This window comes from Streptomyces sp. NPDC048566, from assembly GCF_043199735.1.
GTDB lineage: Bacteria > Actinomycetota > Actinomycetes > Streptomycetales > Streptomycetaceae > Streptomyces.
The window spans coordinates 298336-313125 of record NZ_JBICWL010000003.1; the positions used below are offsets into that span (position 1 = coordinate 298336).

The following is a 14790-nucleotide window of genomic DNA, read 5'->3' on the forward strand; positions in this document are numbered from 1 at the left end:
GGGGAGGCACCAGCAGTGACCAACATCCCGGAGACCGGCCGGACCCCACGGGTCCAGATCCGGCTCGTCGTCATCCAGATTCTCGTACTCTCCCTCCTCGGCACCCTCGGCGGCCGGCTCTGGTACCTCCAGATCCGCAACGGCGACGAATACGCCAAGGAAGCCTCCGGCAACCACGTCCAGCAGGTCGTCCAGCCCGCCGTCCGCGGCTCGATCCTCGACGCGCGCGGCGTCCCCATCGCCGACAACGAGACCCGCCTGGTGGTCTCCGCCTCCCGCACCGACCTGCTGAAGATGAAGGACGACGGCCGGGCCGTCCTCACCAAGCTCGCCGGCGTCCTCGGCATGAAGCCCAAGGACGTCATGGAGAAGGTCCGCCTCTGCGACGCCGACACGCCGCAGCCCTGCTGGAACGGCTCGCCCTACCAGCCCATCCCCATCACCGACGAGGCCACCGCCAAGCAGGCCCTCCAGATCCGCGAGCGCTCCGAGGACTTCCCCGGCATCAGCGCCGAACCCGAGGCCGTGCGCCGCTACGCCGCCCCCGGCAAGGCCAACACCGCCCAGGTCCTCGGCTACCTCTCGCCCGTCACCGACGCCGAGATCACCAAGGCCAAGGACACCGACTCCCCGTACCTGCGCTCCGACCAGGTCGGGCGCTCCGGCCTGGAGCGCCAGTACGACAAGGCGCTGCGCGGCAAGGCCGGCGTCACCCGCTACGAGGTCGACAACCTCGGCCGCGTCATCGGCCGGGCCGAGAGCGACGCGGCCGAGCCCGGCGACAACCTGGTCACCAGCATCGACTCCCGCGTCCAGCGGGTCGCCGAGTACGAGCTGAACGACGCGATGAAGGTCGCCCGCACCCAGTTCGACAAGATCACCGGCGAGAACTACAAGGCCGACTCCGGAGCCGTCGTGGTGATGGAGGCCAAGACCGGCCGCGTCGTCGCCATGGCCTCCAACCCCACCTACGACCCGAACGCCTGGGTCGGCGGCATCTCCGGCAAGGACTACACCGCCCTCACCGGCAAGGACTCCAACTACCCCCTGCTGAACCGCGCGATCCAGGGCCAGTCCGCCCCCGGCTCCACGTTCAAGGTGGTCTCCACGGCCGCCGCCGTCGAGGCCGGATACGCCTTCGACGGGCGCTACCCGTGCACCAGCTCCTACTCCGTGGGCAACCAGGTCTTCAAGAACTTCGAAGGCGAGAGCTTCGGCCCCATCTCCCTGGGCCGCGCGCTGGAGGTCTCCTGCGACACCGTCTTCTACGGCCTCTCCGACAACGAGTGGAAGAAGGACGGGGGCATCAACCCCAAGAAGACCCCCAAGGACTACTTCTACAAGGCCGCCCACCAGTTCGGCCTCGGCAAGGAGACCGGCATCGACCTCCCCAACGAGGTCACCGGCCGCGTCCCGGACCGCCGGTGGAAGGCCGACTACTGGAAGGCCAACAAGGACTCCTGGTGCAAGACCGGCAAGAAGAACGGCACCTACGTCCAGCAGATCGCCTACGAGAACTGCCTCGAAGGCAACCGGATGCGCGAGGGCGACTCGATCAACTACTCCATCGGGCAGGGTGACACCCTCGTCACCCCGATCCAGGAGGCGGCGATCTACTCCGCGGTCTCCAACGGCGGCACCCTCTACGCCCCGACCATCGGCAAGGCCCTCGTCAGCCCCGACGGCAAGACGGTCCGCGAGATCAAGCCGAAGGTGAACGGCAAGCTGCCCGTCACCCCGGCCACCCTCAAGGGGATAGACGAAGCCTTCGCGGGCGTCGTCACCCGCGGTACCGCCGCCTGGAAGTTCGGCGGCTGGCCCCAGGACAAGATCCCGCTGCACGCCAAGACCGGCACCGCCGAGGTCTACGGCAAGCAGACGACCTCCTGGCTCGCCACCTACTCCAAGGACTACTCGATCATCATGACGATCTCCCAGGCCGGTACCGGCTCGGGTGCGTCCGGTGAGGCCGTCCGCAAGATCTACAACGCGCTCTACGGCGTCTCCGCCGACGGCAGCATCGACAAGAAGAGGGCTCTCCTGCCCACCCCGCAGAAGAGCCTGCCGAAGATCCAGAGCGACGGCTCGATCGACTCCCCGGCCGTCTCCAAGGACCCGGTCAAGGACCTTCAGGCCAGTGACGCCCTGCGGGACGCCACCAACGACCAGAACCAGGACCTGCCCGCCGCCACCACGGCCTCGCCCACCGCCGCCAACCGCGACACCCGCCGGCGCGCCGGCGGCCCCGGCAGGCGGCGCGGGAAGCGGGTCCCGGCATGACGACCGCGGCGATCCGACGCCCCGAGGAACTGACATGACCGGAGCCAACAACTTCTCCGTCTCCGGGTACGGGCCCGAGCGCGCGGGCTGGACGCGAGTCCTCGCCCGCGACTCGCTCGCCCGCCGGCTCGACTGGCCGATACTGCTGTCCGCCGTCGCCCTGTCCCTCATCGGCGCGGCCCTCGTCTACTCGGCGACCCGCAACCGCACCGAGATCAACCAGGGCGACCCGTACTACTTCCTCATCCGCCACCTCATGAACACCGGCATCGGCATCGCGCTGATGATCGGCACCATCTGGCTCGGCCACCGCACCCTGCGCACGGCCGTCCCCATCCTCTACGGCATCTCCGTCTTCCTGATCCTCATGGTGCTCACCCCGCTGGGCGCCACCGTCAACGGCGCCCACGCCTGGATCGTCCTCGGCGGCGGCTTCTCGCTCCAGCCCTCGGAGTTCGTGAAGATCACGATCATCCTGGGCATGGCGATGCTGCTCGCCGCCCGGGTCGACGCCGGGGACAAGCCCTACCCGGACCACCGCACGGTGCTCCAGGCACTCGGACTGGCCGCCGTCCCGATCATGATCGTGCTCCTGATGCCCGACCTCGGCTCGGTCATGGTCATGGTCATCATCATCCTGGGCGTCCTGCTCGCCTCCGGCGCCTCCAACCGCTGGGTGTTCGGACTGATCGGCGCCGGCGCCCTCGGCGCGGTCGCCGTCTGGCAGCTGCACATCCTCGACGAGTACCAGATCAACCGGTTCGCGGCCTTCGCCAACCCCGACCTCGACCCGGCCGGCGTCGGCTACAACACCAACCAGGCCCGCATCGCCATCGGCTCCGGCGGCCTCTTCGGCACCGGCCTCGGCCAGGGCTCGCAGACCACCGGCCAGTTCGTGCCCGAACAGCAGACCGACTTCGTCTTCACCGTCGCCGGCGAGGAACTCGGCTTCGTCGGGGCGGGCCTGATCCTGGTGCTCCTCGGCGTGGTCCTGTGGCGCGCCTGCCGCATCGCCCGCGAGACCACCGAGCTGTACGGCACGATCGTCGCCGCCGGCATCATCGCCTGGTTCGCCTTCCAGGCGTTCGAGAACATCGGCATGACGCTCGGCATCATGCCGGTCGCCGGTCTGCCCCTGCCCTTCGTCTCCTACGGCGGATCCTCCATGTTCGCCGTCTGGGTCGCCGTGGGCCTGCTCCAGTCGATCAGGGTGCAGCGACCGATGTCGGCGTAGCCGGCACCGAGGCACCGAGGACGTCCGGGCACGGCGGAGCCGGCGGACCGTGCCCGCGTGTGCGCGGCCCCGGCCCGCCGCACCCGCGACGGTGCGACGAGCCGGCCCCCCCCGACCGGTCCGGCCCCGGGAACAGCCCACCCGGCCCGGAGCCGCAAGCACCAGGGCCGCCTCACGACCGCACCCCGCCGCGCCGGACACCCCCGCAGGCCCGTCCGCCGCCCCCGCCCGGAGCCGGCGTCCGCCCGCCGCGGCGGGCGGCACATCGCCGAGGAGAGGCCGATCGGGTACTGCCCAGGACCCGATGACACGTCTAGATTCGGTTCATGGCGGACACGAAGCGCGAGATCGAGCGCAAGTACGAAGGGCCCGCGGCCCAGGGCGACACCGGCGGCCTGCCGGATCTGAGCGGCGTCCCCGGAGTCGCCGACATCGTCGACGAGGGCCTCGCCGAACTCGACGCGACCTACTACGACACCCCCGACCAGCGCCTCGCCGCCGCCTCCCTCACGCTGCGCCGCCGCACCGGCGGCGCGGACGCCGGCTGGCACCTCAAACTCCCCGTCGCCGAAGACGTCCGCGACGAGATCCGCGCGCCCCTCTCCGACACCGTGCCCCAGGACCTCTCCGGCCTCGTGCGCTCCCGCGTACGCGACGCCGAACTCGTCCCCCTCGTCCGCCTGGTGTCCGCCCGCGACGTCCGCCACCTCCTCGACGCCTCCGGCGCCCTCCTCGCCGAGGTCAGCCTCGACCGGGTCCGCGCGGAGCGCCTCGACACCGCGGCGCACACCGCCGCCTGGACCGAGATCGAGGTGGAACTCGCCGACGGCGGCGACCCCGCCTTCCTCGACAAGGTCGAGAAGAGACTCCGCAAGGCCGGCCTGCACCGCTCCGCCGCGCCCTCCAAACTCGCCAAGGCCCTCGCCGAGACCGGCGGACGCGCCCCGGTCACCCGCGGGACCACCCCGGCGGCGACGGCGGCCCCCGCCACCGCCGGCGACCACGTCCTGCGCTACCTCCGGGCCCAGCGGGACGCCGTCGTCGGCCTCGACCCGGCCGTCCGCCGCGACCTGCCCGACTCCGTCCACAGCATGCGGGTCGCCACCCGCCGACTGCGCGGCACCTTCGCCTCCCACGGCAAGATCCTGGACCCCGCCGTCACCGGGCCGATCGGCGACGAACTGAAATGGCTGGCCGGCGAACTCGGCGTGGACCGGGACCGCGAGGTCCTCACCGAACGCCTCGCCCAAGCCCTCGGGGAACTGCCCCCCACCCTGGTCCGCGGCCCCGTCCGCGCCCGGCTGCGCACCTGGGCACGGGATCGCCGCGGCGGCTCCCGCCAGCGCCTGATCGCCGTCCTCGACGGCGAGCGCTACCTGACGCTGCTCGACACCCTCGACGCGCTCGTCACCGACCCGCCGCTGCTCGCGGCAGCCGCGGGAGACCCCCGCAAGGTGATCGCGAAAGCGGTCCGCAAGGACCTCGCCAAGGTCTCCGCCCTCGTCGCCGCGGCCGTCGACGGACCGCCCGGCGCCGACCGCGACCGCGCGATGCACGAGGCCCGCAAGAGGGCCAAGCGCACCCGGTATGCCGCGGAGGCGGCCGTCCCCGCCCTCGGCGCACCGGCCGCCCGCCTCGCCAAGGCGATGAAGTCGCTCCAGAGCCTCCTCGGCGACCACCAGGACAGCGTCATGACCCGCGAGGCCCTGCGGGAACTGGCGGACCTGGCCCACGCGGCGGGGGAGGACTCCTTCACCTACGGCGTGCTGTACGGACGCGAGGAGCGGCGCGCGGCGGCCACGGAGGCGGCGCTCCCGGGGGCGTGGACCAGGGTGCTGGAGCAGACGTCCGTGTGAGCACTCCCGACGGCCTCCGAAGGCCGGCCCCGGGCGGGACCGGCCCGGGCCGGGGGCGGCCACCGGACGATCATGGCCGGAAGCCCTCTCCGGCCGCGTTACGCTGGATGGTCACCCCTGTCGGCTCACGAAGGTTCGCGAGATGTCTGCCGAAACCGCTGTGTCGGTCTTCCCACAGCTCGAAGCCCTGCTCCCGCATGTGCAGAAGCCCATTCAGTACGTCGGCGGAGAGCTCAACTCCACGGTGAAGCCGTGGGAGGACTGCGACGTCCGCTGGGCACTGATGTACCCCGACGCCTACGAGGTCGGCCTCCCCAACCAGGGCGTCATGATCCTCTACGAGGTCCTGAACGAACGCGAGGGCGTCCTCGCCGAGCGCACCTACAGCGTCTGGCCCGACCTGGAGGCGCTGATGCGCGAGCACCGGGTCCCCCAGTTCACGGTGGACAGCCACCGCCCGGTGAAGGCCTTCGACGTGTTCGGCCTGTCCTTCTCCACCGAGCTGGGCTACACCAACATGCTCGCCGCCCTCGACCTCGCCGGCATCCCGCTGGAGTCGAAGGACCGCACACTCGACGACCCGATCGTGCTGGCCGGCGGGCACGCCGCGTTCAACCCCGAGCCGATCGCCGACTTCATCGACGCCGCCGTCATCGGCGACGGCGAGCAGGCCGTGCTCGACATGACCGAGATCATCCGCGCCTGGAAGGCGGAGGGCCGCCCCGGCGGCCGCGAGGAGGTCCTCTTCCGCCTGGCCCGGACCGGCAACGTCTACATCCCGGCGTTCTACGACGTCGAGTACCTGCCCGACGGCCGCATCGCGCGCGTCGTGCCCAACAGGTCGGGCGTGCCGTGGCGGGTCTCCAAGCACACCGTCATGGACCTCGACGAGTGGCCCTACCCCAAGCAGCCGCTGGTCCCCCTCGCCGAGACCGTCCACGAGCGCATGTCGGTGGAGATCTTCCGCGGCTGCACCCGCGGCTGCCGCTTCTGCCAGGCGGGCATGATCACCCGCCCGGTGCGCGAGCGGTCCATCACCGGAATCGGCGAGATGGTGGACAAGGGCCTCAAGGCGACCGGCTTCGAGGAGGTCGGCCTGCTCTCCCTGTCCTCCGCCGACCACACCGAGATCGGCGACATCGCCAAGGGCCTGGCGGACCGGTACGAGGAGGACAAGATCGGTCTCTCCCTGCCCTCCACCCGCGTGGACGCCTTCAACGTCGACCTCGCCAACGAGCTGACCCGCAACGGCCGCCGCTCGGGCCTCACCTTCGCCCCCGAGGGCGGCTCCGAGCGCATGCGCAAGGTCATCAACAAGATGGTCTCGGAAGAGGACCTCATCCGGACCGTCTCCACCGCCTACGGCAACGGCTGGCGCCAGGTGAAGCTGTACTTCATGTGCGGCCTGCCCACCGAGACGGACGAGGACGTCCTCCAGATCGCCGACATGGCGATGAACGTGATCGCCGAGGGCCGCAAGGTCTCCGGCCAGAACGACATCCGCTGCACCGTCTCGATCGGCGGCTTCGTCCCCAAGCCGCACACGCCCTTCCAGTGGGCCCCGCAGCTCTCCGCCGAGGACACGGACGCCCGCCTGGAGAAGCTCCGCGACAAGATCCGCGGCGACAAGAAGTACGGCCGCTCGATCGGCTTTCGCTACCACGACGGCAAGCCGGGCATCGTCGAGGGCCTGCTGTCCCGCGGCGACCGCCGCATCGGCTCGGTCATCCGCGCGGTCTACGAGGACGGCGGACGCTTCGACGGCTGGCGCGAGCACTTCTCCTACGAGCGCTGGATGCGCTGCGCCGACAAGACGCTGCCCGGCTTCGGAGTGGACCTCGACTGGTACACGACCCGCGAGCGCTCCTACGAGGAGGTCCTGCCCTGGGACCACCTGGACTCCGGCCTGGACAAGGACTGGCTCTGGGAGGACTGGCAGGACGCCCTCGACGAGACGGAGGTCGAGGACTGCCGCTGGACTCCGTGCTTCGACTGCGGCGTGTGCCCGCAGATGGACACGGCCATACAAATCGGCCCGACCGGCAAGAAGTTGCTGCCTCTGACGGTCAAGAACGCGGGTCCGACGCCGGCATCGAGCGGTCACTCTCACTGACGTGAGCGGGCCACTCGATCGGGTGATGGAGGCGCTGGCGGGAGCGAGCGATGACGAGGTAACGGCTGCACTGTCCGCGGCCGGCGCCTCGCCCCCTCGCTCGCCGACGCCGCCAATACCCCTCCGGACGCCCCTGCCGGGCCCTGAGGCCTCGTTGCACATCGTTTCTGAGGTGGAGTGGGTCTGAGCCCGGATTGGCTTCCGCGCGACGTGTACGACTCTGCGAGCTCTCTTTCCTGAACGGGAAGGGAGCTCGTTGAGGTTCGTGGCCGAGTAACCCCACGGACCGAGGTGGAGCGGGTCTGAGGACCGGATCGGCTTCTGCGTGACATGTACGACCCTGCGAGCTCCCCTTGCTGACAGGGAAGGGGAGCTCGTTGCTGTTCGCCGGGGAGCGAATCCGCGGACCGACGGCTTGACTCGTCAGTTCAGGCCGAACCAGTTGCGTGCGTAGCGCGCCGGAACATGTCGGCCCCGAATCCCTCCCAGTCAACGGTCATGGTCTTCGCCGAGAGCCCGTACACCCGTCCAACAGTTCGGTCGGTGTTGCCGTCATCGCATTTGAGCCTGATGACGTTCAGCCCGTCTTCCTTGGCCACCTTGCCTTGACAGCGGTGAGACCCGATCAGTTCGACCCGCGGACCATCGATGTGGAGTACGACTATGCCTTCGGCGTCCGAGCTCATGGACGCGCCAGAGGAATCCCAGCTATCGGTGAGCGCGGCATCAGCCTTGCCGCTGTCCTTCCGAGGCTTGGGCGTGCTGGCCTCGCTGCTGGAGCTCGATGTCGGCCTCGGGGAGGACGTCACTTCCTTGAGCTTGGTACCACTACACGCGGACAAGACGACGATTGCCGCCAAGGTCGCCCCGGAAATCTTCTGTACTCGCTTGATCACGTCACCCCTCCGAAGGGCCAGCATCGGGACCGGTTCTGGGACTGCCCCGCTGGTCAGCGCGCTGAGGCTACAACATGCCGTCTTCGCGTCGAGCACCCGCCGGGTACCGCCCAAGGGCCGGGGGCTTGCTCAGTCGGCGCCCGGAGTTGCTGCCTCTGGCGGTCACAAGCGCTCCGACCCAATGGACTCGAACACTGATGAGACGGAACGGAAGAGCCGTTGGACCCCGCATCGTGGTTCTCGTGAGGACTTGGGGACGAGGTCGCCCGCTGCTTGAGACCGGACCGAACTCAGTCGCAGTGTCACGCCCTGAAGTGCCGAGGTTGCTGATCTCGCTAGGCGGGTAGCGCTCGCGCACACGGCTTCCTTGCCGTTCATCTCAGGGAAGAGGTGAGGGTGATCGGCGGTGAACTTCGTTCGAGAGATCCACCGTTGTGCTCAGGCCGTAGCCGCCTGAATCCCACCCAGTCCGAGGGCATCGAGGTTTCGGTAGTCGGCTCAGGGGGCGTGCTTGCCAGCAGCTCCCCCGTGGCAGCTGGCAAGCATCAATAGCAGCCGACAACCCAGCTTTCGAAAGGCCCCCACATGGACGCTGCCGGGTGGGTGGCAGCTGCCGTAGCCGTGGTCGCTGGATGCGTATCCCTGCTGGGCTATGTGTTCGACCAGGTGCCGGCACTGTCACAGAAGGCAATCAAGGCCATTCGATCGTTCCGCGCTCTGCGTGATGAATTGAAGCGATCGGGCAGGTCGTGAAGAACCTCCGTATCGGCTCCGGCTGGTACGGAGGCTTCATGGCGGAGTCAGAAGGCCTCGGCGAAGTCGTCTTCCTTGAGTATCAGGCGGTCCCGTACGTCCTTCGGGATCATGAGCTTCATGCGGATGTGCGGAGCGCGTACGCCCTGGGCCTTGCTCCTCGTGATCTCGCACTTGACGCCCACCCGGAGCAGATCGGCGGCCATGGCCTCCATGCCGCCTTCCTCCCAGCGGCTGCGGAACGTCTTGCCGTTGTGCACGGCGACCCACCGGTCCTGTGTCGACTCCGGGTCGATGGCCTCCAGTTGCTTGATGAGGCCGTCCAGCGTCTTCTCGGCCTTCTCCTTGGTGAAGCGCGTCTTCGTGAAGCGTCCCCCGGGCTCCAGCCCAGTCATGTAGTAGTTGGTGGCCTCTTCCAGGTGCTGTAGCTCCTTTCGGGCCTCGGCACCCTGCCGGTACTCGCGTGTCATGACCGGCTCGTCCCCAAGGACTCTCAGGACGTCGTCCACGAGCTTGCTGTAGATCTCCTCGGGGTTGGGGGCGCCATGACCGCCGGCCTTGCACTTGCCGCAGCGTAGGTAGGAGTACGACCGCCCTTTGACCCGGGTCAATTGCACGATCATGTTCGAGCCGCAGTCGTGGCAGAACAGCACTCCCAGGAACTTCGTCGCGCCGCCGGGTTGTCTGGTGGGCTGGTTCCTCGACCGGCGGTCCAGGGCCTCCTGAAGGCTCTTGAACTGCTCCTCGCTGAAGATCGCGTCGGCCACGCGGATGGGCTGGGCATCGTCGCCGAGGATCATCTTCGAGCGGCGTACGCCACCGTTCTTGTCCTCTTCTACGCGGTAGCCCATGAGCGCCGGGTTCCTGAGGCGGCGGAGCAGCGTCGAGGTAGTCAGTCCCGGCCCGCAGTAGCCAGCTCGTACGAGGACTTTGACCATGCGGCGGGCGGAAGCGGGCTTGGGCCGTAGTGCTGCGTCATGGCACCAGTGCAGTGCTCGATGCGCGTCCTTGTCGATGACGAGCGTGACCCTGCCATCTTCGGTCTCCGCGGTCTCGTATCCGTACGCGGGCTTGCCCACTAGCCAGTCGCTCTGGGTCTTCGTGTAGTCCCAGAGGCTTGCGACGCGGGTGCTCGTGTTGGTCGCCTCGATCTCGGCGATGCCGCCGATGATCGTGATCATGATCTTCCCGGCGGTGGTGGTCAGGTCGATCGAGTCGTTCTTGGAGACGAGGTTCTTCCCGTACTTCAGACACCAGTCGATCATGGTGCTGAGGTCGGTCAGGCGACGTACGAAGCGGTCCAGCTTCCAGAAAAGGATCTCGTCGAACTCCGGCGCCCGGTTGTTGAGCCAGTCCCCGAGCTCCTTGCGCTTCCACGGCGGAACCTTCATCGCCGACACGTTGAGATCACTGGCCACGCCTACGACTCGGCAGCCGCGGTCCAGGGCCAGTTTCCGGAGATCGAGCTCCTGGCGGACGGGTGACGTGGTGTCGTCGGTGAGCACAGACAGCCGTACAGACAACAGGGCTCGTGGGGCGTCGTCGGGTAAGTGAGCTTCAGCCTTCTTCAGCTCTCGTAGCAGGGCTAAGTCTGCTGTCGTCCACTCGGCCTCAACTGAGTACTGGCTGCGGTCAGTTGCGGTGCGCGTCCTCGTTCGCTTCGCCATGACCAGCACGGTAGCGGTTTAGGGCTTGTTGGCATATAGCCGCAGATGGACACCAGCATCCAGATCGGCCCCACCGGCAGGAAGCTGCTGCCGGTGACGGTGGAGAACGCGGGTCCGACGCCTGCCGCGAGCGGGCACAGCCACTGAGGGGATCGGGGCTCCGGCGGTGACGCCGGTGTCCCTGCTGTGACGCCCCGGGGTGGCCGGGGCGCCGCTCCGGCCGTGTCCGTGGCCTCCGGGCGCAGGCGATCGCCGGCGCCCGGACCCCCGACCGTCCTGCGCGGTTGCCTGGGCGTGGCACCGGCTCGGGAGTCCGTCCCAGGCCGCCGCGGGCTGTGCGCCGTGCCGCGGCCCACCGCGCCCTTCCCCGGCCCGACCGGACGGGCTCCGCGGTGCGCGCCCGGTGCCGGCAGGGCGCGGCGCGCGGGGGAGCGCCGGGTCGACCCGGTGATCGGGAGTTGACCCTCGACCTTGTTCAGGGGGCAGTGTGCCGGGCGTGGAGAACGAGTTGCGCAGCATCGGTGACATGGCCCGCGAGAGCGGGCTCGGGGTGAGTGCCCTGCGGTTCTACGACCGGGTGGGCGTGCTGGTCCCGGCCTGGGTGGATCCGGTGAGCGGCTATCGCTGGTACGGCGCCGGGCAGTTCGAGGAGGCCCGGGTGCTGGCGCGGCTGCGCCGCGCCGGGATGCCGCTCGCGGACATCCGGCTGGTGCTGGCGAGTTGGTCCGGCGCCGACACCGATCTCGTCCGGAAGCTGTGCGCGGCGCACCTGCGCCGGCTGGAACAGGGGCTGTCCGGTGCCCGCGGCGAGTTCTCCGCACTCGATGCGCTACTCGATCACAGGGAGAACGCCATGACCTCGCTCCGCCCCGCCCCCGTCCGGATGACCGTCGCCGCGCCCGAGTTGGCGGCCGCGCTGGACGCCGTCCGGTTCGCGGTGAGTACCGACCCGGAGTTGCCCGTGCTGGGCGGGGTCCTGTTCGACGTCGAGGGCGAGACGCTCCGGGTCGTGGCCACCGACCGGTATCGGATGGCGGTCGCCCGGGCCGGTGTCGCCGGGCACGAGGGGGACCGTCGGCAGGTGGTCGTGCCGGCTCCGCTGGTCGACGCGATGCGGGCGCTCTCGGAGGGCGAGGGGTCCGTCGGCCTGTCCGTGGAGGGCGACCGCGTGACCCTGGAGGCCGGTGGCGGGCAGGCGGCCGGCCAGTGCCTCGACCACGGCTTTCCCGACTACCGCCGGCTCCTTCCCGCGTCCGGTGCCGACCGCCGGCTCGTCGAGGTGGCCGCCTTCCGCGCGGCCCTGGAGACCGGTCCGGTCCGTTCAGGGGAGGCCGGGACGCCGGAGTTGAGCGTGCTCAGGGCGGCGGAGGACGGCACCGTGGCGGTCTGCGCCGAGGGCGACGAGGGCCCGGACCGGGTGGCGGTCAACCGCGGGTTCCTGCTGGAGGCGCTGGCCGCCGCCGACCGGGACCGGCTGATTCTGGAACTGGGCGCTTCCACGGCGCCGATCGCGATGCGCCGGCCCGACGACGAGGAGAGCGTCTCGCTCCTGATGCCGGTCCGTCTGGAGGACTGAGAGGGGCTGCGGGGGGCTCGGGGAGCCGCGGGCCGGGCGGTGGCGCTCCCGCTCGGGCAGGCGCGGCGCCGGTGCGAGGGGAGGGCGGCCGGTGCCGGGCGCTGGTCCCGTCGTGCGGGTAAGCGCGCCGGGCCCCGTCGTTCGGCTGCGGCTGCGGCTGCGGCTGCGGCTCCGGTTGCGGTCGCCGGCGTCGGCACCGGCCGCTCGCCCGCGCGCGCCGTCGGAGGCCCGGCAGGGGTGGACCCCCGGACCTCCGCGGGCGCGTGCGTGCCTCCGGGGAGGGTGAGCCGGTGTCAGGCGTCCGGCGTGTGGGGGCCGTAGGCCGCCGCGATGTCCTTGGAGGAGGCCCAGCGGCTGTAGGTGGGGGACTGCGGCCAGCCTTCCGGAGAGTCCTGCCACTCCTCCTGGCGGCCGTACGGCAGGAGGTCGACGAGGCCGAAGGTGTGGCTCAGCTGCTCCGTGCCGCGGCCGTCGGTGTGCCAGGTGCGGTAGACGGTGTCGCCGTCGCGCAGGAACACGTTGACCGCGTAGCCGCCGTCCCGGGGTGCTCCGACGTCCGCGCCGAAGGGGCTGCCGGCCGTGGAGTACCAGGGCATCCGGTTGCCGACCCGCTTCTTGTAGGCGAGGGCTTCGCCGATGGGGCCCTGGGTGACGACGACGAAGCGGGCGTCGTAGGCGTCGAGGAACTCCAGGCGGGTGTACTGGGAGGTGAACCCCGTGCAGCCCGGGCACTGCCACTCCCGGCCGGCGGACCACATGTGGTGGTAGGTGATCAGCTGGCGTCTGCCGTCGAAGACGTCCGCGAGGGGGAGCGGGCCGTTCTCGCCCTCCAGCGTGTAGGCGGGCATCTCGACCATGGGCAGGCGGCGGCGTTCGGCCGCGATGGCGTCCAGTTCGCGCGTCGCGGCCTTCTCGCGTGCCCGGAGCGCCGCCAGCCGGTCCTGCCAGGTGGCGGTGTCGACGACGGGTGGAGTTGCGTTCATGCGTCCCTCACAGCGGTTTCGGTTTTCCGGTCCGTGCCGTAAGGACTCCTCGAAGGGCGCCGACTCATCGGTCCGCCCGGGTCCGGGTGGCGGGGGCCGGACGGCGGGGCCGGATCGCCCGGTCGGGGCACGGAACGGTCACGATCGCGGGAGGAGTCATCCCGCGGGGCGGTGGAGGCGTCCGGAGAGGTATGGAGCTGGTGAAGACGTCCGCGGGGCCGGTCGCGGAGCGGGGGGCGCCCGAGGGCTGCCTGGTGGTGGCGATCCGTGTCCCGGTGCGGATCGTGGTGTTCGTGCTGGTCGTGCCGCTGCGGATGGTGTGGGACGGCTGCGTCGCCGGCGGGCGGGTCGTCCGGGACGTCCTGCTGCGCCCGCTGGGGCGGGCGCTCGGGTGGCTGGCGCGGGCGCTGTTCGTCCTGCCGTGGGTGGCCCTGTGGCGGTACGGCCTCGTGCCGGCCGGTCGTGTGGCGGCCTGGCTCGGCCGGGTGCTGATCGTCGCGCCGGCGCTGTGGCTGTACCGCGCGGTCCTGACCCCGGTCGGCCGCGTGCTGGTCTGGTGCGGCGCCCGGGTCGTGGAGGCGTCGGCCCGGCTCGCCGCCGCGGTCGTGGCCTTGCTGAACTGGCTGTCCACCCGGCTGCTCGTCCCCGTCGGCCGCGCCGTCGCCGCGCTGGCGCGGGGCGTCGCGCAGGTGTCGGCCGCCGTCGGCGGCGCGGTGTGGGCGGCCGTCGCCTGGCTGGTGCTGCACCTGGTGGTCGGGCCGGTCCGCCTGCTGTACGCCCGGGTCCTCACTCCCGTCGGCCGGGCGGTCGTCCTGCTGCTCACCTGGCTGGGGCGGGGCCTGGGCGCGGTCCTGCTCGGTATCGTCGCGGCGCTGGCCTGGACGGCCCGCCTGCTGCTGGTGGCGCCGGCCCTCGCGCTGTGGCAGCGAGTGCTCGTCCCGGCGGGCCGCCTCTTCGGCGTCGTCGGCCGGGAGGTCGCGGACGCCCTCGGGCACGCGTGGCGGGTCGCCGGGCACCTCTCCCTGGCCGTCGGGCGGTTCCTCGCGCGGGTGCTGCGGTGGACCGTGGCCGATCCGGCCCGCTGGGCCTACCGGACGGTCCTGACCCCGCTCGGCCACGGGGTCCGCGACCTGGTGCTGGTGCCCGCCGCGGAAGCGGTGCGCGCGGCCGGGCGGGCCACGCGCCAGGCGCTGGCGGCGGCCCGCGAGGGCGCCCGCCAGGCGCGCGCCGACCTGCGTCGTCTGCTCCTCGGCGCGCCCGGCCGGACCCGGCCGTCCGCGGAGGAGCTGTCGCCGACGGCCCCGCGCGGGCCGTCGGCCGCAGGACCCGGGACGACCGGTCGGGCCGGTCCGCGGGAACCGATGGCCGTCGGGACACGTACTCTAGGTAGCAGTACGACCGCTCTCACGAAGGACTGAACGACACTGGGCAA

The 14790-nt window shown here is 70.8% G+C and carries 9 protein-coding genes; 6 read left to right on the top strand and 3 right to left on the bottom strand.

Features of this window, described 5'->3' with window-relative positions:
• The first annotated feature begins 15 nt into the window (after positions 1–15).
• From mrdA to ACGFS9_RS08175, 4 genes are all read left to right on the top strand, one after another.
• The gene (mrdA, locus tag ACGFS9_RS08160; RefSeq protein ID WP_393251514.1) at positions 16–2280 is read left to right on the top strand and encodes a penicillin-binding protein 2; all 2265 of its coding nucleotides are present in this window, start codon (positions 16–18) and stop codon (positions 2278–2280) included.
• Between the two features lie 34 nt (positions 2281–2314).
• Positions 2315–3514 carry a rod shape-determining protein RodA gene (rodA, locus tag ACGFS9_RS08165; RefSeq protein WP_393251515.1) on the top strand — a complete coding sequence of 400 codons (1200 nt, stop codon included), beginning with the start codon at positions 2315–2317 and terminating at the stop codon, positions 3512–3514.
• Between the two features lie 326 nt (positions 3515–3840).
• Positions 3841–5370 (top strand): CHAD domain-containing protein, encoded by a 1530-nt coding sequence (locus tag ACGFS9_RS08170; protein ID WP_393251516.1) that lies wholly within the window; start codon positions 3841–3843, stop codon positions 5368–5370.
• Between the two features lie 142 nt (positions 5371–5512).
• Positions 5513–7483, top strand: coding sequence for a TIGR03960 family B12-binding radical SAM protein (locus ACGFS9_RS08175; protein WP_393251517.1), 1971 nt, complete (start codon positions 5513–5515; stop codon positions 7481–7483).
• Between the two features lie 428 nt (positions 7484–7911).
• On the opposite strand, the gene ACGFS9_RS08180 is transcribed toward ACGFS9_RS08175, so the two are convergent.
• Positions 7912–8379 carry a hypothetical protein gene (locus tag ACGFS9_RS08180; protein WP_393251518.1) on the bottom strand — a complete coding sequence of 156 codons (468 nt, stop codon included), beginning with the start codon at positions 8377–8379 and terminating at the stop codon, positions 7912–7914.
• An 800-nt stretch (positions 8380–9179) separates the two neighbouring features.
• Positions 9180–10799, bottom strand: a complete 1620-nt coding sequence (locus tag ACGFS9_RS08185; protein WP_393251519.1) for a recombinase family protein — start codon at positions 10797–10799, stop codon at positions 9180–9182.
• A 496-nt stretch (positions 10800–11295) separates the two neighbouring features.
• Here ACGFS9_RS08185 and ACGFS9_RS08190 point away from each other — a divergent pair, with 496 nt between their 5' ends.
• Entirely contained in the window at positions 11296–12375 is a 1080-nt protein-coding gene (locus tag ACGFS9_RS08190) for a MerR family transcriptional regulator (protein WP_393251520.1), read from the top strand.
• 293 nt (positions 12376–12668) lie between these two features.
• Here ACGFS9_RS08190 and ACGFS9_RS08195 read toward each other — a convergent pair whose 3' ends face one another.
• Entirely contained in the window at positions 12669–13358 is a 690-nt protein-coding gene (locus ACGFS9_RS08195; protein ID WP_393251521.1) for a DUF899 domain-containing protein, read from the bottom strand.
• 191 nt (positions 13359–13549) lie between these two features.
• On the opposite strand from ACGFS9_RS08195, the gene ACGFS9_RS08200 reads away from it, so the two are divergent.
• Positions 13550–14776 (top strand): hypothetical protein, encoded by a 1227-nt coding sequence (locus ACGFS9_RS08200; protein ID WP_393251522.1) that lies wholly within the window; start codon positions 13550–13552, stop codon positions 14774–14776.
• The last annotated feature ends 14 nt before the right edge of the window (positions 14777–14790 follow it).

What these genes read in the sequence shown, in the direction of transcription:
- ACGFS9_RS08200 (WP_393251522.1), top strand. Translation starts at nt 13,550, where the DNA reads ATGGAGCTGGTGAAGACGTCCGCGGGGCCGGTCGCGGAGCGGGGGGCG.
- ACGFS9_RS08170 (WP_393251516.1), top strand. Translation starts at nt 3,841, where the DNA reads ATGGCGGACACGAAGCGCGAGATCGAGCGCAAGTACGAAGGGCCCGCG.
- rodA (WP_393251515.1), top strand. Translation starts at nt 2,315, where the DNA reads ATGACCGGAGCCAACAACTTCTCCGTCTCCGGGTACGGGCCCGAGCGC.
- ACGFS9_RS08195 (WP_393251521.1), bottom strand. Translation starts at nt 13,358, where the DNA reads ATGAACGCAACTCCACCCGTCGTCGACACCGCCACCTGGCAGGACCGG.
- ACGFS9_RS08185 (WP_393251519.1), bottom strand. Translation starts at nt 10,799, where the DNA reads ATGGCGAAGCGAACGAGGACGCGCACCGCAACTGACCGCAGCCAGTAC.
- ACGFS9_RS08175 (WP_393251517.1), top strand. Translation starts at nt 5,513, where the DNA reads ATGTCTGCCGAAACCGCTGTGTCGGTCTTCCCACAGCTCGAAGCCCTG.